Raw genomic sequence first — 21,209 nt, 5'->3', positions numbered from 1 at the left:
GGAGGCCGGAAGGGCCGCCCCGCCTTGCTAATCTCCCGGCCATGACTGCCACCGAGCCCACCATCGTCGCCACCTCGGGCGGCCACCGCAGGGGGGACCGCATCTGGGTCGGTTTCAACTCGCTCGTGCACCACGCGGTGGAGCTGTCGGGTGTGAACGGCCGTCGTCCGAAGGTCATGTACGTCGGCACGGCCATCGGTGACGCCGAGCACATGACGGCCCGTATGAGCGAGGCGGCGCGGGTGGCGGGCTTCGACCTCACCCCGCTCCAGCTCTTCCCGATGCCCAACATCGAGGACGTCGAGGGCGCCGTCCTCGAACAGGACGTCGTCTGGGTGATGGGCGGCTCGGTGGCCAATCTGCTGGCCGTCTGGCGCGTCCACGGCCTCGACACGGTCTTCCGGCGGGCCTGGGAGGCCGGAGTCGTCCTCAGCGGGGTGAGCGCGGGCTCCATCTGCTGGTTCCGGGGCGGCACGACCGACTCCTTCGGCCCGCGGCTGCGTCCCGTCACCGACGCGTTGGCGTACCTCCCCTACGGCAACGGCGTCCACTACGACAGCGACGCCGGCCGCCGCCCCCTCGTCCACGACCTCGTCGCGGACGGCACACTGCCGGAGACGCACTGCACCGACGACGGGGTGGGCCTCGTGTACCACGGCACGAAGCTGACGGAGGTGGTCTCCGAGGTGCCCGGCAAGGGGGCGTACATCGTGCGGCGGGAGGGGGACACGGTCGTCGAGGACCGGGTCGAGCCGCGGCTGCTGCCGGAGCCCGGCGCGTAGTGGCCCGGCGGTGCGGGCGCTTGTGGCGGGTGCGGGTGGTTCGTGGTTTCCCGCGCCCACGCGGCGGAGCCGCATCCGTCACCGCCCCGCGCCCCTGAAAGGCGGCCGGGGCCGCGCCCCGTGCGCTTCATCATCAGCCCCCACCCGCCCGCACCGTTCAGGCCGCGTCGTTGAGCAGCCGCCCCAGATGTTCCCTCCCCGACGTCAGCAGGCCCGGCAGCGGCGCGGCCGTCTCGTACCACCGCTTCTCGTACTCCCAGCACAGCCAGCCGTCCCACTCCTTGCGGGAGAGGAGTTCCACGCACTCGCCGAGCGGGAGGACGCCCGCGCCGAGCGGCACCGGGGTCGTGTCGTCGGCCGAGGCGATGTCCTTGACCTGGACGTAGCCGAGGAAGGGGGAGAGGGCGGCGTACGACTCGGCGGGCTGCTCGCCGCCGAGCCAGGTGTGCATGACGTCCCACAGCGCGCCGACGTTGCGGTGGCCGACGGGGCCGAGGATGCGGATGGCGTCGGCGCCGGTGCGGTGCGAGTCGTGGGTCTCCAGCAGGATGCGCACGCCCCGCTCGGCCGCGTCCTCCGCCGCGGCGCCGAGCCGCCTGGCCGCGACGGCGTCGGCCTCCTCCGCGCTCTGTCCGCCGTCCGGGTCGCCGCCGGGGAAGACGCGGACGAAGGGCGCGCCCAGGTCCCGCGCCAGGTCGAGCAGGGCCCGGATCTCGTCGAGTACGGGCCCGTCGTCCCCCGGCGCCGCGACCCGGGCGTACCCGGCCAGCCCCAGGATCTCCACGCCGGCCTCCTTGAACGCGGCCGCCACCTCCGCCCGTTCCGCGTCCCCGATCCCCGGATGCACCGGCTCCTCGGGATGGGCCCGCAACTCGACACCGTGATAGCCGTGCCCGGCCGCGAGGCGTACGACCTCGGAGACGGGAACACCGGGCACACCAAGAGTGGAAAACGCAAGCTTCATGTCGTCGGACCCTACTCGTCGCTCATCGGTCGATACGGCACGCGGTCATCCGCCGGCGGGGGCAAAGGGCCGCCGTCAGATCTCCCGCTGTTCCAGTGGCTTCGTCGCAGGGCCCTGGAGGATGCGGCCCTCCGGGTCGAAGCGGGAGCCGTGGCAGGGGCATTCCCAGGCGCGTTCGGCGCGGTTGAAGGCGACGAGGCAGCCCAGGTGGGTGCAGCGGGCGGAGACCGCGTGGAGGACGCCGTCGTCGTCGCGGTGCACCGCGCAGTGGTGGCCGCCGACCCGGACGATCGCCCCGTCGCCCGGCGCGATCGTGTCGAAGGAGGTGTCGGAGGACGGGGAGAGCCGGTCGCCGACGAAGTGCCGGGCGACCTGGGCCTGATGCTTGAGGAAGCTCGGCGCCTCCCGCACGGCGCTGAGGATGCGGCGCGGGTCGTACAGGTCGCTCCACGCCGCCTTCCGGCCGATGATCAGGTCGGTGAGGAGCCGCCCGGCCATGATGCCGCTGCTCATGCCCCAGCCGCCGAACCCGGTCGCCACCCAGGTGTGCCGGCTGCCCGCGTGGAAGGGGCCGACGAGCGGGACGGAGTCGGTGGAGTCGTTGTCCTGGGTGGCCCAGCGGTGGGTGAAGTCGAGCTTCCCGAAGCGTTCGACGGCCCACTCGGCGAGCAGGTCGAACCGCTCCCCGACATTGCCGGTGCCCGGTGTGAAGTGCTCCCCGGTGACGATCAGCAGCCGCCGCCCGTCCCCGTACGGGGCGGTGCGCGCGGACCGCGTGCGCTGCTCCTGCGTGATGTACATGCCCCGCGGGTCGGCGTCCGCCGGGATCGGCGCCGTCATGACCAGCTCCCGGCGCGGCGAGAGCCGGGTGAACAGCAGCGCCCGGTCGAACACCGGGTAGTGCGTGGCGACCACGACGTCCCCGGCGGTCACCGTGAACCCCGCCTCCGTGGTCAGCCGGCACGGCGAGCCCTCCTTGAGCCGTGTCACCCGCGTCCGCTCATGGACCACGCCGCCCTGCCGCACGAAGTCGTCGACCAGCGCGAGCAGGTATCTGCGCGGATGGAACTGCGCCTGCTCCGCCACCCGCACGGCCCCCGCAACCGGGAACGGCAGCCCCGTCTCCGTCACGAACGAGGCGGGCAGCCCGGCCTCCCGCGCCGCCTCCGCCTCGGCCCTCAGCCCGGCCACACGGCCCTCGTCCTCGGCGTACGTGTACGCCTCCGTCTCCTCCCAGTCGCACGCGATCCCCAGCTCCTCCACCACCGCGGCGGCATGCCGGATCGCCTCCGTCTGCGACCGCGCGTACAGGCTCGCGGCCTCGGCGCCCCGGTGGCGCCGCAGCCGGTCGTAGACCAGCGTGTGCAGCGCGCTCACCTTCGCCGTGGTGTGTCCGGTCACCCCCGCGGCGACCCGGTCCGCCTCCAGCAACGCCACGCTGCGACCCGTGCGGGCCAGTTCCCACGCCGTGCTGATGCCGGCGATGCCCGCCCCCACCACGGCGACGTCGACCACGAGGTCCCCGTCGAGCGCCGGATGGGGGCCCACCTCGGGCGCGGTCTCGATCCAGTACGACTTCTGCTTGCCCGCGTAGGTGTGCATGGCGGCCGGGTTCCCTTCGGACGGACGGCTGTGCGCGGCTGGCGGTGAGCGGCTCGGCGAGACCCGGCTCGGGCGGCCCGACGACGCTCGGCAGGTGGCTCAGGGAGGCTCGGGTGGGCTGTCGGACGGGCGGCGCCGGCGGTCGGCGTCGGCCCCGCCCCCGGAACGCTGCCGGTGGCTGGTGTCGCACCAGGGGTGGACACGGCTGCGGCGGCAGGTGCACAGGGCCACGAGGAAGCGGTCCGACGACACGGTCGTACCGTCCTCCGTGGTGACCTCGACGGGGCCCTCGACCAGCAGCGGGCCGGGACGCCGGAGGGTGATGCGGCGGCGCTCAGCAGGGTCGTTCGGCACGGATGACCACCAGCTCTTCCTTCTCGTCGTCCCCCTCGTCCCCCAGCAGCCCCCGGTCGCGCAACCAGGTGCTCCGCGACCGCAGCACGGGGCCGAAGGCGACGTACCGGCGGTCCACGGCCTCGGCCCGCAGGCCCGCCGCGCGCAGCTGTGCGAGCGTCCCCTCCTCGTCGCTCAGCGTCGACTGCACGAGCAGCAGCACCCCGCCGGGCCGGAGCAGCGCCGGCCCGTCCCGGCAGATGCGGTCCAGGGCGAGCCGCCCGTCCCACCCCGCGTCCCAGGCCCGTGCGGCGCCCCGTACGACCGGCGTCCGCCCGGGGGTGCCGCCGCCGGGGTCCGGTTCCGGCCCCGGTACGTACGGCGGGTTGGAGAGGATCAGGTCGAAGGACCGGTCCGACACCGGGGCCAGCAGGTTCCCCCGGACGACACTCAGCGACAGCCCCGCCAGCACGGCGTTGACCTTGGCGTTGATCACCGACCGCCACGAGATGTCCACGGCGGTCACCCGCGCCCCCCGCCGGGCGGCGGCCAGCGCCACGGCACCCGTACCCGTACCGACGTCCAGAACCCGGGCCCGCGGCGCGAGCGGTTCCCGCCCCAGGGCGTGCACCAGAAGTTCGGTGTCGTCCTGCGGGGCGTAGACGCCTGGCAGAGCGAGGGGTGGTGAGAGGGGGTTCACGGTGCTTCGGCCTCCGGGTCTGTGGGGGTCCGGTTCAGCGGGTCCGACTGGTGCGTATCGGGCGGCCGGGTGAGGGGGTGGTCTGTCGTGGTGGGAGGAGGAAGGGGGTGGGGAGCAAGGGGGTGGGGCGGGCGGGTGCCCCGTGGGGGCCGGGTCAGACGGGTGCCCGCAGCGAGGACCGGCCGGCCCGCCAGGCGTCGAGGAAACGGTCGGCGAGGGCGTCCTCCAGATGGTTCGTGGCGTCCACGCCGAACGCCACGTCGGCGTCCAGATGCGGTTCGACGGCCAGCAGCCCGGCGACGACCTCGTGCCGTACGACCTGCTCGTGCACGGCGTCGGCCTCGACGTGCTCGGTGTAGAAGTGCTCGGCGGCGGCCCCGGCCCCCGTCCGGCGCATCGCCCTGGCGAGCCGCCGGGAGGCGGGGGAGGAGGTGATCTCGACGGTCGCGAAGTGGCCGACGAGAGCGCCCCGCAGGGCACGGTGCAGCCCGAACAGTGACATCAGGTTCACGAGGGCGAGGGCCTCGGCGCAGGCGGAGTCCACGTAGCGGCCGTAGGCCGGGTCGAGTCCCAGGTCGGTCATGAGGTCGGCGAAGAGACGGGCGTGGACCCGGTCGGCCCGGCCACCGCCGAACTCGTCGAACTCCACGGCGGCCATCCCGGCCTTCGCCCGCCCCCACAGCCGGGGCAGCACCCAGGCGTGCGGGTCGGCCTCCTTCAGGTGGTAGAGGGAGCGCTGGGCGGCGTACTCCCGCAGCTGCCACAGCTCGCCCTCCTCCGCGAGGAACCGGCTGACGCCGGTGCCGTCGACGGGCTCCACCAGCAGTTCGTCCAGCGCCTCGTCGGCCCGCTTGTGCCGGGTCGCGTCGGCCCGCAGGGCCTCCAGGAACGGCCACTCCAGCGAGGCCCGGAAGCGCAGCAGCTCCGGGTCCCACTCGCGGTCGTCGGCGACACCGGCGAAGCCGCGGTAGTGCAGCTCGTAACAGACGTACAGCGCGAGCTGGAGATCCTCCCCGAACGGGTCGGCCCCCGCGACCGCCCGCTCGTCGGGCAGCGGCCCGCTCCCCCGCAGATGCCCGACGAGGGCACCCGAGATCCCGCCCCTGCCCGCAGGCAGCGACGGTTCCTCCGACCGGACATCCATGCGCGCCGAGTACCCGCGATCCGAAATTAAGTCACCCGAAGATCAGACGGGACGACAGGGGGCCGCAGCGGGGTCGGTCGAGATCCACGCGGGGGCGCCCCACGTCCCCCGCACGGAGCCCCGCGCCACTCCGTGCCCAGGCTGCCTGCCTCCGGGTGCACACCCGCGCGAAAGGGGCTCCGCAGTCACGCGAGCCCCTTTCACCGGCTCAGCTCGGCCTGCGCCGAGCGCGCACGGTCGGCGTCGTTCAGATGCGCTCGCCCTTGGAGGGGGTGCGCCGTGTGCCCTGGGCGCGCTCCTGGGCCTTGCCCTTGATCTTCTTCGCCTCGCCGCGTGCCTGCTGCATCTTGCCCTCGACCTGCTGCTCGCGGTCGCCGGTGACCTTGCCGGTCATTTCCTTGGCCTTGCCCTTGATCTTGTCCATGTTGCCCTTGCCCTTGGCGGCCATGGTGTTCCTCCTAGGTGGGGGGAGCTTTCACGCCCAACGTAAGACGGACCAGTGACAGACGCGCGCCGAAGCGTCACGGTGTGTGACACCTCCGGTGGCGATCCGGAAGGTCATGTTCATGTAATGCCAGGGGAAAGCTCTCGCAAAGAGTGCCGGTCGGGCAATCGGACAGGCGGGGCAAGATCGAACTGATCATCCCCATCCCCCTCCGCGGTCGTGTTAGCTTTCGTGGCCGCTCTGGACTGACCGCCAGGGCCGTACAACAGAACACAAACGGGAGGAAAAATGCGCAAGTTGGCAGTCGGTGCCCTTGCCGTGGGTCTCTTCGCCATGGGGGCGGGGACGGCGTTCGCCGCCTCGTGGCACGACATTCCGACGCTTTCGACCGGTGGTGCCAAGTTCCACCACGGTGAGTACAAGTGGCACCCGGCGGGCACGAACCACGGCGCCTTCGAGTGGAAGGGTCGGCTCCAGGACACCGACCACGACGACGACCACAACGTGTACATGCAGGTGAAGGTCGAGGGCTACGACTGGAACCGCTACAACGGCAAGCAGAAGCAGACCGTTGCCCTGAACCACCTCAACTGGGCGGCTCCGCAGCGCTACACCGACGACGCGTACATCCGCGTCTGCCGGGACAAGGGTTCCCTGAACCCCGACAACTGCTCTACCACCAAGCACTACCAGCGGTAAGCAGCAGCTGCAACGCCAAGTACCGGGCCCAGGGCGACCCTGGGCCCGGTCGCTTCTTTGGGGGAAGCCATCAGTACGTCAGAAGTCCTTTCCGCCAAGGGCGTTGACCTTGCCTACGGCACGCAACTGGCTGTCAGCGGCGCCCACCTCTCGATCTCACGGGGGGAGGTCGCGGCCATCACCGGCCAGAGCGGTTCGGGAAAGTCCTCGCTGCTGTACTGCCTCGCGGGAGTGCTGCCTCCCACGCGAGGGCACGTGCGGTTCGAGGGGCAGACCCTCGGCGATCTCACCGACGACGAGATCAGCACGCTGCGCCGGGAACGCTTCGGCTTCGTCTTCCAGTACGGCGAACTGCTCCCCGAGCTGACCATCGAGGAGAACACCGCCCTGCCGCTGCGCCTGGCCGGACAGCGCAAGCGTCCCGCGCTCGCGACCGCCGGCGAGGTCCTCGCCCGGCTGGGACTCGGCGATCTGCGCGAGCGCCGCCCGTCGCAGGTGTCGGGCGGCCAGAGCCAACGCGTCGCCGTCGCACGGGCCCTCGTACACCGCCCGGCCGTCGTGTTCGCCGACGAGCCGACCGGATCCCTGGACAGTGCCAACGCGTCCGCCGTGCTGAAGGAGTTCCTCGACCTGGCGCGCTCCCAGGGCACCGCCGTCATCCTGGTCACCCATGACCCCGCCGTCGCCGCGCAGGCCGACAGCCACTACGCGATGTCCGACGGAGTCCTCACCCCCCGGAGGGCGGCGTGAGGGAGTTCCTGCTGGGTCTGCGCCTGCTGTTCGGCGCCGGCCGAGGCAACCGCATACGTTTCTTCCTCATGGCGGGCGGAGGCTCCCTCGGCGTCTGCTGCCTCGCCCTCGTCCTCACCATCCCGCAGATCCTCGACGCACACGACGGCAGATCCGCCGCGCGCGAGCCTCGGTCCGCTTCCGCGCGGTCCGCGCAGTCCACACTGGTCCTCCAGCGCACCGATCCCTACGGGGCCAAGCCGTTCACCCGGGTGTTCATCGCCAAGGGAACCGAGGGCGCCGACACGGCACCGCCGGGACTGAAGCAACTCCCGGGCCCCGGCGAGGTGTTCCTCTCCCCCCGCGCACACGAGCTGCTCCGTGACCGGCCCGCGATCGCATCACTCCTGCCCGGTAACGAGAAGGGCCTGATCGGCCCGACCGGGCTCGCCCACCCCGACGAGCTGTTCGCCTACATCGGCACGCCCCGCGACAAGATCGCCGACGAGGGCCGTGCCCTGAAGGGCTGGGGATACAGCTACGCGCCCTTCCCCGCCGTGGAACCCTCGACCCTCACCTACATCCGCTTCGCCCTGGGATCACTCGTCCTGCTCCCCCTCGGCATCTTCCTCTCCGTCTGCGCCCGGCTCTCCGCCGCCAGCCGGAACCGCCGCCTCGCCTCGCTGCGGCTGCTGGGCCTGAGCACCAAGGGCACCCAGCGGGTCAACGCCGCCGAGACCGTCGTCGCGGCCCTGCTCGGCGCGATACTCGGTCTCGGCGAGTACTGGATCCTCAACCAGGTGATGACCCGGACCGGCCTGCCCAGTCTGCGGTGGTACCCGGCCGACGGCGCGCTGTCCGTGACGACCGTCGCCGTCTGTCTGATCGGCGCACCGCTCCTCGCCTGGTTCGTCGGCCGGGCCAGCGCACGCGACGCCGCCGCCAACCCACTGGCCGTACGCCGCACCGCCGCGCCCAGGCGTCCCACCAAGTGGGGAGCCCTGTTGCTGGTGACGGGCCTCGGCATCGTCGCCGGCTACTGCGCCACGGGCTTCACCGGCCAACCCGCCAACAGCGTCGGCCCGAACACGATCCTGATCCCGGCGGGCATTCTGCTGACGGGCCTGGGACTGGTGCTGACGCTGCCCCTGCTGTCCTTCGCCCTCGCCCGTCGGCTCGCGCGAACCACCCAGTCCCTCACCCTGAACCTGGCCATGCGCCGCAACGAGGTCGAGCCGGGCAGCACCATGCGGGTCGTCACCGGGCTCGTGCTGCTCGTCTTCTCCGCTTCCCTGGCCCAAGGCGTCCTGATCCAGTTGGAGCAGGTCTCCCGGCCCTCGGCCCCCGTGCAGGACTACGCCATCCCGCTCTCCACCCTCACCCCGGACCAACAGCGCAGGCTCGCCGAGGTGCCGGGGGTGCGCGCGCACGCGGTGACGATGATGTCCTGGAACGACCCCGACGGTCCCGCCGACCAGCCCTACGCCGGCGCCGTCGTCGCCACCTGCGACCAGCTCACCAAGCTGGTACAGCGCTCCGAGGGCTGCGTGGACGGCAAGGTGATGCGGCTCAGTGATCCGAACTCGGGCACCGGCCAGGGCGCGCGCCCGGGTGACACCCTTGTCTTCCGCATACCGGAAGGCGGGCAGGGCAAGAGCAGCCTGAGCATCACCCTTCCGAAGGACGAGATCGCCTACAACGGGTACGACCCGTCGGGGGTGGGCGGAGCGGAGGTGCTCATCCCGCCGTCGGCGCTGCCGGCCACCGCCCGCCCGGAGGCGGCGGAATACGTTCTCACCAGCAGCTCCGACCGCGACCAGGTCCGCAGGGTCCTCGACGGGATCGCCGCCGTCACCCCGACCGCCGAGATCAACCCCGTCGGCGTGAACATCGAGGGGCTCCAGCAGATCGCCGTCCTCGAAACACTGCTCGGCGTCGGCATGATCATGGGTCTGGTCATCGGCACCGCGGCCTTCGTCGTCTCGGTGACCGACCGGGCGGTGGAGCGGCGCGCACAGGTCACCGCGATCACGTTGATCGGCGCACGCGCCCGCACGATGCGGACCGTGCAGTGCGTCCAGGTGGTGCTCCCTCTGAGCATCGGGCTTGCGCTGGCGCTCGTGACGGGCAAGCTTGCCGAGGCCTCCTATCTGATCACCGGAGGCAGCGAGATCTACTGGGACTTCGCGGGGCTCCCGGTGCTCGCTCTCGCGGCGGCGGGCGTGGCGGCCCTGTCCGCCCTCGGAACGCTTCCGCTCGTCGGACGGCGCATCGACCCGGAACTGATCCGCCGCGACTGATCACGGCACGACCGCTCCCGGTACACCGTCCCGGCCCGCGCCGCCGCAGCCCCCACACGGGCCGAGGCGGCGCGGGCTGAGACGGGTGGGGGTTCGGCCGGGCATGGGCCGAGGTGACCGTGGGGCGACCCGGAGAAGATGAGCCGCCTGCGGGCCGAGGTGACCGCAGGCCGAGCCGGACGCAGGCCCGGCGGGGCCGCGAACCGAGCCTGACTGCTCCCCGACCCGACCAGGTACGACAGGCGGACAGCATCGATCCCGGCCGCATGCCCTCCCGTTCCGCGGCGCGCGGCCGGCCACCGCACGCATCCCCGCCGCAGGACCGCCGAGCGCCGACAGCAACCACGGCCTCTCCTGGCGCCGGCCCCACCTGGCGCGGGCCCCATCCGGAACCAGCCCCACCCGAAAGCCCGCCCCCACCCCCTCGGAATCCACCCGACTCCACCTCAGGCCTTCCGAGGCCTCCCACTGGATCCCCGCACCATCAGCTCTCCCCGCACCATGGCGATCCCGCCCGGCGGCGCCTCCTCGCGCCCCATCGCGATCCGTCCCGCCCGGGCCCCCGCCTCCGACAGCGGCAGCCGCACCGTCGTCAGCGCCGGCACCGCGTCGATGCTGAACGGCAGGTCGTCGAACCCGGCGACGGAGACGTCGTCGGGGATGCGCAGGCCGGAGTCGCGGAGCGCCGCGCACGCGCCCAGCGCCACCGTGTCGTTCGCGGCGACGACCGCCGTCAGCGCCGGGTCGCGCCGCAGCAGCTCCAGCGTCGCCTCGTACCCGGAGAGCCGGTCGTAGCGTCCGTAGACGGTCCGTCCGGGGTCGTCCTCGATACCGGCCGCGGCCAGCGCGGCCCGGTGGCCCTCCAGCCGGTGCCGTGTGGTGGTCCGCTCCTCGGGCCCGGCGATGTATCCGAGCCGCCGATGCCCCAGCGCGATCAGATGCTCGGTGAGCAGCTGCCCGCCGCCCCGGTTGTCGAAGGTGATCGCGATGGCGTCGGGCGTGGGCGGCCGTCCGCACAGCACGACCCGCGTCCCGGCCTCCGTCAGCTTGCGCAGTTTGGTGCCGACCGCGGCGAGATGCGCGGGGTCCTCGACGGCCCCGCCGGTCAGCACGACGGCCGCGGCCCGCTGCCGCTGCAACAGCGTGAGATACGTCAGCTCGCGCTCCGGGGAGCCGCCCGTGTTGCACACCACGGCCAGCCGCTCCCCGCCCGCGCGCCCGCCCGGCCCGCCGATCTCGTTCTGGATGGCGCTCGCCATGATCCCGAAGAAGGGGTCGGCGATGTCGTTCACCAGGATGCCCACGAGATCGGAGGTGGCGGCGGCGAGAGCGCTGGCGGGCCCGTTCAGGACGTAGTCCAGCTCGTCGACGGCCTTGAGCACCCGCTCCCGTGTGGACGCGGCCACCGGATAGTTCCCGTTGAGCACCCGGGAGACGGTCGCGGGCGACACCTGCGCACGGGCCGCCACGTCCGCCAGGGTCACTGTCATCGTTTTACTCGCCTCCGGTGAGCGTCTCGTTCGAGTCGTCGTGAGCCGTGCGGCTCGTCCAGCCGGCCGCGTGTCCCCTGAGCAGGGCCGTGCGGCTTGTTCGGGGAACCATACGACCGCGATCGCTGTTCGCCCCCTCGAACAACTCGAACCCCCCGCGGTCTTGTCCGGACCGCTGCCCAGAGGCTAGCTTCTCACTAGATAGAAAGCGCTTGCTGTCACGCTCACCTCTTCGCGGGTCCTCCGGGCGTACGCGGCGCCGGACGCGTACGAACCAGAACGAACAAGTCAGCAACGCAGACGTAGACGAAGGGATCGGCCGTGACACGCAAGACCGTACGGATCGCCATGAACGGCGTGACGGGGCGCATGGGGTACCGACAGCACCTCGTCCGCTCCATCCTCGCCCTCCGCGAGCAGGGCGGACTCGACCTCGGCGACGGCACCGTCCTGTGGCCCGAGCCGATCCTCGTGGGCCGCCGCGAGCACGCGCTGAAGGCGATGGCCGAGCAGCACGGGCTGGAACACTGGTCCACGGACGTGGACGCGGTCCTCGCCGACGACTCCGTGGAGATCTACTTCGACGCCCAGGTCACCTCAGCCCGCGAGGAGGCCCTCAGGAAGGCGATCGCGGCCGGCAAGCACATCTACACGGAGAAGCCCACGGCCACCGGCCTGGAGGGCGCCCTGGAGCTGGCCCGCCTCGCCCACGGCGCCGGCATCAAGCACGGCGTCGTCCAGGACAAGCTGTTCCTGCCCGGCCTGCTGAAGCTGAAGCGCCTCATCGACGGCGGCTTCTTCGGCCGCATCCTCTCCGTCCGCGGCGAGTTCGGCTACTGGGTCTTCGAGGGCGACTGGCAGGAGGCCCAGCGCCCCTCCTGGAACTACCGCGCGGAGGACGGCGGCGGCATCGTCGTCGACATGTTCCCGCACTGGGAGTACGTCCTGCACGAGCTGTTCGGCCGGGTGAAGTCCGTCCAGGCCCTCACCGCCACCCACATCCCGCAGCGCTGGGACGAGCAGGACAAGCCGTACGACGCCACCGCCGACGACGCCGCGTACGGGATCTTCGAGCTGGACGGCGGTGCGATCGCCCAGATCAACTCCTCCTGGGCCGTGCGCGTCAACCGCGACGAGCTGGTCGAGTTCCAGGTCGACGGCACCGAGGGCTCGGCGGTGGCCGGCCTGCGCAACTGCCGAGTCCAACACCGCTCCGCCACCCCCAAGCCGGTGTGGAACCCCGACATCCCCGCCACCTACTCCTTCCGCGACCAGTGGCAGGAGGTGCCCGACAACGCCGAGTTCGACAACGGCTTCAAGGCGCAGTGGGAGCTGTTCCTCAAGCACGTCTACGCCGACGCGCCCTACCACTGGGACCTGCTGGCCGGCGCCCGCGGTGTCCAGCTCGCCGAACTGGGCCTGAGGTCCTCGGCGGAGGGCCGCCGCCTCGACGTACCGGAGATCCAGCTGTGACGATCCGACTCCCCGACGGCGCGGGCGGGCTGAAGACCTACACCCCCCGCCCGGAACCCCTCGCCCTCACGACCGGCGCCCCCTTCACGTCCCGCACGGTCTTCTCGGCGGCGCACGTCGTCGCCGACCCCTTCGCCGACGTGTCCCCGGACTCCTCGGCGGCCGTCGACTGGGACGCGACGCTCGCCTTCCGCCGCCACCTGTGGTCGCACGGGCTGGGCGTCGCCGAGGCGATGGACACCGCCCAGCGGGGCATGGGCCTCGACTGGGCGGGCGCGGCGGAGCTGATCCGCCGCAGCGCCGAGGAGGCCAGGGCGGTCGGCGGCCGTATCGCGTGCGGCGTCGGCACCGACCAGCTGACCGCGCCGGCGTCCCCGGACGAGATCCGCAAGGCGTACGAGGAACAGCTCGCGGTCGTCGAGGAATCGGGTGCCCAGGCGATCCTGATGGCCTCGCGGGCGCTGGCCGCCGCCGCGCGGGGCCCCGAGGACTACCTGGAGGTCTACGGCCACCTGCTGCGCCAGGCCGCCGAGCCGGTCGTCCTGCACTGGCTCGGCCCGATGTTCGACCCGGCGCTCGAGGGCTACTGGGGCTCGTCCGACCTGGACACGGCCACGGACACCTTCCTCGACGTCATCGCGGCCCACCCCGACAAGGTGGACGGCATCAAGGTGTCCCTGCTGGACGCCCGGCGCGAGATCGACATCCGCCGCAGGCTCCCGCAGGGCGTCCGCTGCTACACCGGCGACGACTTCAACTACCCCGAGCTGATCGCGGGCGACGAGAAGGGCTTCAGCCACGCCCTCCTCGGCATCTTCGACCCGCTGGGCCCACTGGCGGCGGAGGCGGTCCGGGTCCTGGACACGGGCGACGTGAAGGGCTTCCGGGAACTCCTGGACCCGACCGTCGAACTCTCCCGCCACCTCTTCCAGACCCCCACCCGCTTCTACAAGACGGGCGTGGTCCTCCTGGCGTGGCTGTCGGGCCACCAGGAGCACTTCACGATGGTCGGCGGCCTCCAGTCGGCCCGCTCCCTCCCGCACTTCGCGCGGGCGTACGAACTCGCCGACGGCCTGGGCCTGTTCCAGGACCCGGCGCTGGCGGAGGCAAGGATGAAGAACCTCCTGTCCGTGTACGGGGTGACCCAGTGAGCACCGGGACGACGACGGGGGACCTCTCCCGCTTCAGCATCAACCAGATGACGGTGAAGCAGCTCTCGATGCCGGAACTGGTCGGGGGCTGCGTCGAGCTGGGCATCCCCGGCGTGGGCCTGTGGCGTGAACCGGTCGCCGAGTACGGCCTGGAGGCGACGGCCAAGCTGGTCCGCGACGCGGGCCTGACGGTCACGACCCTCTGCCGGGGCGGCTTCTTCACGGCGATCGACGAGGCGGAGCGGGCGGCGGCCCTGGCCGACAACCGCAGGGCGATCGACGAGGCGGCCACGCTCGGCACCGACACCCTGGTCCTGGTCTCGGGAGGCCTCCCGCCCGGCTCCAAGGATCTGCACGGGGCACGGGAACGCATCGCGGACGCCCTGTCCGAGCTGGGCCCGTACGCGGCGTCGAACGGCGTCCGCCTGGCGATCGAACCGCTCCACCCGATGTTCGCCTCGGACCGCTGCGTGGTGGCCACCCTGAACCAGGCCCTGGACCTCGCGGAACGCTTCCCGGCGGACCAGGTGGGCGTCACGGTCGACACGTACCACATCTGGTGGGACGACACGGCCCCCGCGGCGATCGCCCGCGCGGGCGCCGGCGGCCGCATCCACACCTTCCAGCTCGCCGACTGGATCACCCCCCTCCCCGCGGGCGTGCTCACCGGCCGCGGCCAGATCGGCGACGGCTCGATCGACATGCGGGAGTGGAAGGGGTACGTGGAAGCCGCCGGCTACACGGGTCCCATCGAGGTCGAGCTGTTCAACGACGAGCTGTGGGCCGGCGACGGCCACGCGCTCCTGTCGGAGACGGCACGGAGGTTCGTGCTGCACGCGGCATGAAACGGTCGCCGACCGGTTCCCGGGAACACTGTGGTGCCCCCGGGAACCGGCGGCGCGCACGCACGGGGACAGGCCGCACCGTCGAGAACCCGGGTGCCGCTCACCCCTGCGGAAACCCGTTTCTCAACGGCACGGCCGCTGTGCGAGGGTCGGCCGGTGACCGACTCTCGCCATGATCCCGCCCCACGTAGCGCGCTCGATCTGCTGCGCTGGCAGTTCGACCTGACCTGGTCGCTGTTCGAGTACCACCTGGAGAGAATCGAACCCGACGACTTCCTGTGGGAACCCGCCGCGATCTGCTGGACGATGCGCCGGGCCGACGACGGGACCTGGGTACCGGACTGGGCGGAGACCGAGCCCGACCCCGTACCCGTACCGACCGTCGCCTGGCTGAGCTGGCACATCGGCTGGTGGTGGAGCGTGGCCGCCGACCACGCCCACGGCAGACCGCCTCGCGAGCGGAGCGACATCGGCTGGCCGGGCGCGGGCGAGCCGGCCGTCGGGTGGCTGCGCGCCCTGCGCGTGGACTGGCTGGAGGCGCTGGACCGCCTCACCGACGCCGACCTGGAGTCGACCGCCGCGTTCCCCTGGCAGGACGACCCCCGGCACACCGTGGCGCACATGGTCGCCTGGGTGAACGCCGAACTGATGAAGAACGCGGCGGAGATCGGCCAACTCCGCCTGCAGCGCGCCGCCGTCGCGCCGGGTTCCTGACCCGGACGTGACGGCCGCCTTGAACTCCCGTCACTCCCAGTGAAGTCATGCGAAGCGCGGAACGTCTCTCCCGGGGGTACTCCCGTGCTTCCGTCACCGTCAGTCGCGCCCTCCCGTCACTCTGGTGTCCCCTGGGATATTTCATCTGAAGGGTCATCAAGTCCTTTAAAGGGCTTAAAGCAAGACATGCGCCAGACAGGGATGGTGAGTCGTAGATGTCGCAGGAACTCCAGTACCACGTCGCCGTGTCCAACCAGCCGGAAGGTCTGCTCGTCCCGGCGCCGGGACATCCGGTGGTCGCCGCACCGGACACCGGGGAGGCGGGCAGCCCGGCGGGTCCGACCAGTGAGGGGATCGAGGCGGTCGAGGGCTACCGGCTGCCCGACGCTCCGGAAGCGGCCGCGGAGATCGCCACGTACGACATCGGCGTCGTGCGGGACATCGGGGAGGCGTCGTTCGGGCCGCTCATCGAACAGGAGACGGTCCATCTGCCGGACGACCGGGTCCAGATCACCGACACCGGCGTGTACCCGTGGCGGGCGCACTGCTTCCTGGAGATCACCGCCGCCGACGGCTCGGCGTGGGTGGGCACCGGCTGGTTCATCGGCCCGCACACCATCGCCACCGCCGGGCACGTGGTCTTCATCAAGAACAGCGGAGTCCCCGGCCGCGACGGCTGGGTGCGCAGCATCAGGGTGTGGCCCGGCCGCAACGGCGCCTCCGCCCCGTACGGCCCGTACACCAGCACCAGCTTCCGCTCGGTGACCGGCTGGACGCAGAACGGGAACCACGAGTACGACTACGGGGCGATCATCCTGCCCAGCAACGCCGGCAACGCCACCGGCTGGTTCGGCTACGGCGTGTGGTCCGACGGCGAACTGCTCCAGACCACGGGCAACATCGCCGGCTACCCGGCGGACAAGCCGTACGGCACCCTCTGGTATGACGCCCGGCGCATCGACTCGGTGGGTCCGCGCAAGGTGTACTACGACATCGACACCTACGGCGGCCAGAGCGGCAGCGCGGTCTACCGCTTCTACAATGGCGGCCGCTACGGAGTCGCCGTCCACGCGTACGGCGGCGCCCGGGTGAACTCGGGTACCCGTATCACCACCGCCGTCGCCAACAACTTCACGGCCTGGAAGGCATGAACGCACATCAAGCGCCCGCAGGAGTGATCCGAGGCGTCGTCACCGACGCCTCGGGGGCCCCCGCGGGCGGCGCGCGTGTCGTCCTCGCGGACGGCCCCGGCCCGCTGCCCGACATCGCGGCCCTGACCGACGCCCAGGGCCGTTTCGCCATGACGGCTCCCCTGGCGGGGACGTACACCGTCGTGTGCCGTACGGACGCCGACGCCGCCACCCTCGCCGGCACGGCGAGCGCCCATGTCACGATCCCCGCCCCGACCGCCGGCGCCCCCGCGACGGTCGCCGTCACCCTCCGCCTGACGCCTGACGCCTGACGCCTGACGCCTGACGCCTGACGCCTGACGGCCTGATGCCTGACGCGGGGGTACGGAGGCGGTGTCCCCGGGGACCGGGGAGGCGGCCCCCGGGGACCGGGAGGGGGAGGGGAGGTGGGGGCCGCTAGGCGACCGTCAGCAGGTCCCTCTCGTCCGCCGACAACTCCACCTTGTCCGGGTAGAGCAGCGCCTGCCCCGGTTCGAAGACCAGCGCCACCTCGCCCGACAGGCCCCCGTTGCCGCTGAGGACCTGGACGACCTGGTCGCCGAGGCGGACGTCGTACTCGTAGCGGGAGCCGACGTAGGAGCTGGTGATGACCTCGGTGTCGAGCCTGTTCACGCCCGCCGGGGTCTCGGCGGAGGCCACGACCTCCAGCCGTTCGGGGCGGACCGCCACCGTGACCGACTCGCCGACCGCGACCGGGCGTTCGCTGTCGACCCGCACCGTCTCACCGCTCGCGTCGAGGCGCACACCGTGCCGGGTGCCGTCGAGCGAGACCACCTTGCCGGTCAGGAAGTTGCAGCGGCCCACGAACGCCGCCACCGCGGGCGCGGCCGGACGTTCGTAGATCTCGTGCGGCGTGCCGATCTGGATCATGTTGCCGCCCTCCATCACGGCGATCCGGTCGCTCAGCGCCAGGGCCTCGTCCTGGTCGTGCGTGACGTACACCGTGGTGATGCCCAGCTCCTCCTGGAGCCGCTTCAGCCAGGCGCGGGCCTGTTCGCGGAGTTTCGCGTCCAGGTTCGACAGCGGCTCGTCGAGCAGCAGGACCGTCGGCGAGTACACCAACGCACGTGCCAGCGCCACGCGTTGCTGCTGGCCGCCCGACAGCTGGTGCGGGTAGCGGCCCGCCAGGTTCGCGAGGCCCACCTTGTCCAACGCGTCGTGGATGAGGGTCTTCTGCCGGTCCTTGGGCACCTTGCGGATGGTGAGCGGGAGGGCCAGGTTCTTCGCGATCGTCATGTGCGGCCACAGCGCGTACGACTGGAAGACCATGCCGAGGTTGCGTTCCTCGGGCGGGAGGAACACGCCGGCCGACGCGTCCACGAAGGGCTTCCCACCCACCGAGATCGAGCCCTCCGTCGGCTGCTCGAGTCCCGCGATGCAGTTCAGCGTGGTCGACTTGCCGCAGCCGCTCGCGCCGAGCAGCGTGAAGAACTCGCCGTCCTTGATGGTGAAGGTGACGTCGCGCAGGACGGAGTTGTCGCCGAACGTCTTCGCCAGGTTCCTGACGGTCACCTCAGGCATGGTGCTTTCCCTTCATGAGCAGTCCCGCCAGGGCGACGAAGACAGCGGTGATGCCGATCTGGAGGGTGGCCAGTGCGGCGACGGACCCGGCCCTGCCCTGTGTCCACAGGCTGAGCATGGTGGTGCCGAGGATGTTGTTGTCGGCCGAGCTGAGGAAGACGGCCGGGGAGTACTCCTTGAGCATGATCACGAAGGTGAGCACCAGCGCTCCGGCGAACGCCGGGGTGATCAGGGCCCGCAGGACCCGGAAGAAGGTCATCAGCCAGTCGGCGCCGGAGACGCGGGCCGCGTTGTCCAGCTCACCGCCGATCTGCATGATCGCGGGGGCGACCGAGCCGAACGCGCTGGGCAGGGCCCGCATGCCGAAGGCGATGATGACGGCGTAGACCGTGCCCTGGAGGACGGACCCCATGCCGAACGGGGCGAGCGCGAAGGCCCAGAAGAAGCCGATGCCGATGATGATGCCGGGCAGGGACTGCGGGATGAGGGCCAGGTACTCCACCGCCCGGCCCCAGCGGAAGGTCGACCGCCTCGCGACCATCACCGCGAACACGGCGAGGGCGGACACGACCACCGAGCCGACCCCGGCCACGATCAGGCTGTTCCACAGGGACTGCACATAGTTGTCGGAGTCGAAGACCAGCTCGTAGTTCTTCGTCGTCACCGTCCTGAACGGCGACTGGAGCGGGGTGAAGACGAGGGTGAAGGACCGCATCACCAGGCCGGCGATCGGGATCAGGGCGCCGACGACGACGTACAGCCAGATGAAGGCGATGCTCACCCACTTCAGCCAGCCCAGGTCCAGCTTGCGCGGGCGGGTGACCTTGCCGCGCACGGAGACGAACCGGGCCGCGTCCTTCAGCAGCTTCGCCTGGACGGCGACCAGGCTCAGGGTGACGACGAGGATGACCGTGGAGGCGGCACCCAGCATCGTGTAGTCGGGGTCCACCGACTGAAGTCCGTTGTGGTAGAGGAACGTCGAGAACACGTCGATGTCGACGGGCTGGCCGTACAGCAGCGGCACGCTCAGCGTCTCGATGGACACGGAGAAGACGAGGATCGCGCTGTAGACGATCGGCGGCCGCAGCAGCGGCACGATCACCTGGGCGAGGATGCGGAAGGGGCCCGCCCCGCAGACCTGGGCGGCCGACTCCAGCGAGGCGTCCGACTGGCGCAGGGCGTTGGCGCAGAAGACGTACGCGATCGGCGCGAGCGCCACGGCCTCGGTGAGCGCCATACCGGGGATCGAGTACAGGTTCCACGGCACGGAGCCGAAGACCTGCTGGACCTTGACGCTGACGAAACCGGCCGGGCCGTACATGATGATCCAGCCGAAGCCCAGGATCAGCGACGAGATGAAGAAGGGCCACTGCATCGCCAGCGCGATCAGCCGGCCGCCCGGCAGCTTCGTACGGACCACCACGATCGCCATGGGGATGGCGATGGCGAGGCTCAGGACCGTGGTCAGCGAGGCGAACAGCAGCGTGTTCAGGGCGACTTCACCGAACCCCGCCTTGGTGAACAGGTCGGTGTAGCCGCTGAGGGTGAAGGCGCCGCCCGCCTCGTAGAGCGGGCGGTTGCGGATGCTCTGGTACAGGGTCGGGACGATCGGGGCCAGCACCAGTACGGCGAGGAACGCCAGGACCGCGTACTGGACCACCGTGTCCCGACCGATGCCGAGGGGGCGGCGGTAGCGCGGAGGCTCGAACGTCTCCGCGGGTGACGCTCCGGCCGGTGTCCGGGGTGGCTGGGTGAGGGTTGACATCTGCTCTGACTCCGATCGTCCCTGACCACTGCCTACTTGCGGAGTCCGTCGAAGCGCTCCAGCCAGGCCGCGGCGTCGTCCTTGGCGACCGGCTCGTACTTGACGTGGATGATGTTCTCCTCGCCGACCGCGTCGACGACCTCCTGGTAGGTGTGCAGGCCCTCGCCCTTCACGCCCTCGCGGTACGAGGCCAGACCGCCCTCGGCGACCGCGCGCTGCCCCTCGTCGGAGAGGGCGAAGTCCAGGAAGAGCTTCGAGGTCGCCGGGTGCGGGGCCTCGGCGGCGATACCGATGCCGCGCGGCAGCACGACCGTGCCGTCCTTCGGGAAGACGATCTTCACCAGGCCGGCGCTGTCCTCGACCACCGGGTACGCGGGGGAGGCGCTGATCAGGAAGCCGGCCGAGTACTCACCGGACACGATCTTCTCCAGCTGGGTGCCGGAGGAGGTCTCCGGGCGGGTCAGCGGGAGGATCCGCTTCAGGTCGTCCCACGCCTCCGGGTTGCCCTCGGTGAGCGCCCGCGTGACCGTGAAGCCGAACGAGCCCTCCGGGTCGCGGACCGTGACCTTGTTCTTGAACGTGTCCTCGTCGGACGTGAGGATGTCCGCGAAGTCCGTCAGGGTGGTCGGCGGCTTCTCCATGAGCGAGGTGTTGTACGCGATGGTCATCGGGTCCTGTGACATCGAGTACACGCTCGGCAGCAGCTGCGCGCTGTCGCCCAGCTCCTTCAGCTCCGGCGACTCGTACTCCAGGACCGTGCCCTTGCGGGCCGAGAAGTCCGCCCACGCGGTCGCCGCGCTGGAGATCAGCACGTCCGCCGGGGAGGACCCGGCCGCGTTCTCGGAGAGGGTCTTCTGGAACAGCTCGTCGCTGTCGAGCTCGTTGACGGAGACGGTCTTGATGAAGCCGTACTTCTTCTTGAAGTCCCGGACGATCGGCGCCATGTTCTCGTCGCCGAGGTTCGAGTAGACGGTGAGCTTGCCGCCCTCCTTCTCCGCCGCCTCGATCAGGTCGGAGTAGTCCGCCGGGTAGTAGTCCGGCACCTTGCCTGCGGAGATCTTGTTCTCCGCGACCTTCGGCGCGTCGCTCTCCCCACCGCCGCAGGCGGCCAGGGTGCCGAGCGCGAGGGTCGCGGCGACCGCGGCCGCCAAGGGGCGCCGGACGGGACGCCGGTACGTGGATGCCGTGCCGGTGACGGCGATGTGTCCGGTGCCGAAGTGGCTGGATCTGGCCATGGTTCTCCTCCTGGCGCGTGCCTGCTGGCAGCTGTTGCCGGGAGGTTAGAGACCCAGGTCAGGCCGGTAAATCCCTCACCCGTCAGTGCTCGTACTGCTCGTAATGGTCATTGTGTACGTGACGCGA

20 protein-coding genes are annotated in these 21,209 nt (G+C 71.3%); 10 read left to right on the top strand and 10 right to left on the bottom strand.

The features are described from left to right. The first annotated feature begins 41 nt into the window (after positions 1 to 41). A complete protein-coding gene (locus AC067N_RS07780; RefSeq protein ID WP_478678005.1) occupies positions 42 to 782 on the top strand; it encodes a Type 1 glutamine amidotransferase-like domain-containing protein in 741 nt (246 codons plus the stop codon). A gap of 157 nt (positions 783 to 939) precedes the next feature. Here AC067N_RS07780 and AC067N_RS07775 read toward each other — a convergent pair whose 3' ends face one another. The 6 genes from AC067N_RS07775 to AC067N_RS07750 form a co-directional block, all read right to left on the bottom strand. After that, entirely contained in the window at positions 940 to 1,746 is an 807-nt protein-coding gene (locus AC067N_RS07775; protein ID WP_478678004.1) for a sugar phosphate isomerase/epimerase family protein, read from the bottom strand. A gap of 75 nt (positions 1,747 to 1,821) precedes the next feature. Further along, positions 1,822 to 3,348, bottom strand: a complete 1,527-nt coding sequence (locus AC067N_RS07770) for an FAD-dependent oxidoreductase (protein ID WP_478678003.1) — start codon at positions 3,346 to 3,348, stop codon at positions 1,822 to 1,824. A 99-nt stretch (positions 3,349 to 3,447) separates the two neighbouring features. Continuing rightward, positions 3,448 to 3,702, bottom strand: coding sequence for a CDGSH iron-sulfur domain-containing protein (locus AC067N_RS07765; protein ID WP_478678002.1), 255 nt, complete (start codon positions 3,700 to 3,702; stop codon positions 3,448 to 3,450). Next, positions 3,683 to 4,381: a HemK2/MTQ2 family protein methyltransferase gene (locus tag AC067N_RS07760; RefSeq protein WP_478678001.1), complete on the bottom strand. Its 699-nt coding sequence runs from the start codon at positions 4,379 to 4,381 to the stop codon at positions 3,683 to 3,685. The genes AC067N_RS07765 and AC067N_RS07760 overlap by 20 nt, the downstream gene beginning before the upstream one ends. Before the next feature lie 154 nt (positions 4,382 to 4,535). Continuing rightward, positions 4,536 to 5,525 carry an iron-containing redox enzyme family protein gene (locus tag AC067N_RS07755; protein WP_478678000.1) on the bottom strand — a complete coding sequence of 330 codons (990 nt, stop codon included), beginning with the start codon at positions 5,523 to 5,525 and terminating at the stop codon, positions 4,536 to 4,538. Between the two features lie 247 nt (positions 5,526 to 5,772). Beyond that, positions 5,773 to 5,973, bottom strand: a complete 201-nt coding sequence (locus tag AC067N_RS07750) for a CsbD family protein (protein WP_478677999.1) — start codon at positions 5,971 to 5,973, stop codon at positions 5,773 to 5,775. 285 nt (positions 5,974 to 6,258) lie between these two features. Here AC067N_RS07750 and AC067N_RS07745 point away from each other — a divergent pair, with 285 nt between their 5' ends. The 3 genes from AC067N_RS07745 to AC067N_RS07735 are packed head-to-tail and all read left to right on the top strand — an operon-like array spanning position 6,259 to position 9,698. Next, positions 6,259 to 6,669, top strand: coding sequence for a hypothetical protein (locus AC067N_RS07745; RefSeq protein ID WP_478677998.1), 411 nt, complete (start codon positions 6,259 to 6,261; stop codon positions 6,667 to 6,669). A gap of 57 nt (positions 6,670 to 6,726) precedes the next feature. Beyond that, positions 6,727 to 7,419: an ABC transporter ATP-binding protein gene (locus AC067N_RS07740; protein WP_478677997.1), complete on the top strand. Its 693-nt coding sequence runs from the start codon at positions 6,727 to 6,729 to the stop codon at positions 7,417 to 7,419. Next, positions 7,416 to 9,698, top strand: coding sequence for an ABC transporter permease family protein (locus tag AC067N_RS07735; RefSeq protein WP_478677996.1), 2,283 nt, complete (start codon positions 7,416 to 7,418; stop codon positions 9,696 to 9,698). Before AC067N_RS07740 ends, AC067N_RS07735 begins: the two co-directional genes overlap by 4 nt. 446 nt (positions 9,699 to 10,144) lie before the next feature. Here AC067N_RS07735 and AC067N_RS07730 read toward each other — a convergent pair whose 3' ends face one another. Beyond that, a complete protein-coding gene (locus tag AC067N_RS07730) occupies positions 10,145 to 11,188 on the bottom strand; it encodes a LacI family DNA-binding transcriptional regulator (protein WP_478677995.1) in 1,044 nt (347 codons plus the stop codon). Positions 11,189 to 11,509: 321 nt separating this feature from the next. Here AC067N_RS07730 and AC067N_RS07725 point away from each other — a divergent pair, with 321 nt between their 5' ends. From AC067N_RS07725 to AC067N_RS07700, 6 genes are all read left to right on the top strand, one after another. Further along, positions 11,510 to 12,661, top strand: a complete 1,152-nt coding sequence (locus AC067N_RS07725) for a Gfo/Idh/MocA family protein (RefSeq protein WP_478677994.1) — start codon at positions 11,510 to 11,512, stop codon at positions 12,659 to 12,661. Then, a complete protein-coding gene (locus AC067N_RS07720) occupies positions 12,658 to 13,812 on the top strand; it encodes a dihydrodipicolinate synthase family protein (RefSeq protein ID WP_478677993.1) in 1,155 nt (384 codons plus the stop codon). The genes AC067N_RS07725 and AC067N_RS07720 overlap by 4 nt, the downstream gene beginning before the upstream one ends. Next, complete coding sequence (locus AC067N_RS07715; protein WP_478677992.1) at positions 13,809 to 14,657, top strand: sugar phosphate isomerase/epimerase family protein; 849 nt, start codon at positions 13,809 to 13,811, stop codon at positions 14,655 to 14,657. Before AC067N_RS07720 ends, AC067N_RS07715 begins: the two co-directional genes overlap by 4 nt. A gap of 156 nt (positions 14,658 to 14,813) precedes the next feature. Continuing rightward, positions 14,814 to 15,371 (top strand): DinB family protein, encoded by a 558-nt coding sequence (locus AC067N_RS07710; protein WP_478677991.1) that lies wholly within the window; start codon positions 14,814 to 14,816, stop codon positions 15,369 to 15,371. Positions 15,372 to 15,586: 215 nt separating this feature from the next. Continuing rightward, positions 15,587 to 16,522 carry a trypsin-like serine peptidase gene (locus tag AC067N_RS07705; protein ID WP_478677990.1) on the top strand — a complete coding sequence of 312 codons (936 nt, stop codon included), beginning with the start codon at positions 15,587 to 15,589 and terminating at the stop codon, positions 16,520 to 16,522. Beyond that, on the top strand, positions 16,519 to 16,833 hold the full coding sequence (locus AC067N_RS07700; RefSeq protein WP_478677989.1) for a carboxypeptidase-like regulatory domain-containing protein: 315 nt from the start codon (positions 16,519 to 16,521) through the stop codon (positions 16,831 to 16,833). The genes AC067N_RS07705 and AC067N_RS07700 overlap by 4 nt, the downstream gene beginning before the upstream one ends. 124 nt (positions 16,834 to 16,957) lie before the next feature. Here the strand turns inward: AC067N_RS07700 and AC067N_RS07695 are convergent, their stop codons facing one another. From AC067N_RS07695 to AC067N_RS07685, 3 genes are read right to left on the bottom strand one after another with little or no spacing between them, the layout of a single operon-like run. Continuing rightward, positions 16,958 to 18,082: an ABC transporter ATP-binding protein gene (locus AC067N_RS07695; RefSeq protein WP_478677988.1), complete on the bottom strand. Its 1,125-nt coding sequence runs from the start codon at positions 18,080 to 18,082 to the stop codon at positions 16,958 to 16,960. Further along, positions 18,075 to 19,847 carry an ABC transporter permease gene (locus AC067N_RS07690; protein ID WP_478677987.1) on the bottom strand — a complete coding sequence of 591 codons (1,773 nt, stop codon included), beginning with the start codon at positions 19,845 to 19,847 and terminating at the stop codon, positions 18,075 to 18,077. The genes AC067N_RS07695 and AC067N_RS07690 overlap by 8 nt, the downstream gene beginning before the upstream one ends. A 32-nt stretch (positions 19,848 to 19,879) precedes the next feature. Next, positions 19,880 to 21,082, bottom strand: a complete 1,203-nt coding sequence (locus AC067N_RS07685) for an ABC transporter substrate-binding protein (RefSeq protein WP_478677986.1) — start codon at positions 21,080 to 21,082, stop codon at positions 19,880 to 19,882. Between the last annotated feature and the right edge of the window lie 127 nt (positions 21,083 to 21,209).

This window comes from Streptomyces sp. NPDC042364 (genome assembly GCF_056437585.1).
Note: the sequence above shows the minus strand (reverse complement) of the source record. Positions and strands in the feature narration are given on the sequence as shown.

Bases quoted from the DNA above. Each gene is read 5' to 3' on its own strand.
- AC067N_RS07780 (WP_478678005.1), top strand. From the start codon at position 42: ATGACTGCCACCGAGCCCACCATCGTCGCCACCTCGGGCGGCCACCGC.
- AC067N_RS07775 (WP_478678004.1), bottom strand. From the start codon at position 1,746: ATGAAGCTTGCGTTTTCCACTCTTGGTGTGCCCGGTGTTCCCGTCTCC.
- AC067N_RS07770 (WP_478678003.1), bottom strand. From the start codon at position 3,348: ATGCACACCTACGCGGGCAAGCAGAAGTCGTACTGGATCGAGACCGCG.
- AC067N_RS07755 (WP_478678000.1), bottom strand. From the start codon at position 5,525: ATGGATGTCCGGTCGGAGGAACCGTCGCTGCCTGCGGGCAGGGGCGGG.
- AC067N_RS07750 (WP_478677999.1), bottom strand. From the start codon at position 5,973: ATGGCCGCCAAGGGCAAGGGCAACATGGACAAGATCAAGGGCAAGGCC.
- AC067N_RS07745 (WP_478677998.1), top strand. From the start codon at position 6,259: ATGCGCAAGTTGGCAGTCGGTGCCCTTGCCGTGGGTCTCTTCGCCATG.
- AC067N_RS07730 (WP_478677995.1), bottom strand. From the start codon at position 11,188: ATGACAGTGACCCTGGCGGACGTGGCGGCCCGTGCGCAGGTGTCGCCC.
- AC067N_RS07705 (WP_478677990.1), top strand. From the start codon at position 15,587: ATGTCGCAGGAACTCCAGTACCACGTCGCCGTGTCCAACCAGCCGGAA.
- AC067N_RS07700 (WP_478677989.1), top strand. From the start codon at position 16,519: ATGAACGCACATCAAGCGCCCGCAGGAGTGATCCGAGGCGTCGTCACC.
- AC067N_RS07695 (WP_478677988.1), bottom strand. From the start codon at position 18,082: ATGCCTGAGGTGACCGTCAGGAACCTGGCGAAGACGTTCGGCGACAAC.
- AC067N_RS07690 (WP_478677987.1), bottom strand. From the start codon at position 19,847: ATGTCAACCCTCACCCAGCCACCCCGGACACCGGCCGGAGCGTCACCC.
- AC067N_RS07685 (WP_478677986.1), bottom strand. From the start codon at position 21,082: ATGGCCAGATCCAGCCACTTCGGCACCGGACACATCGCCGTCACCGGC.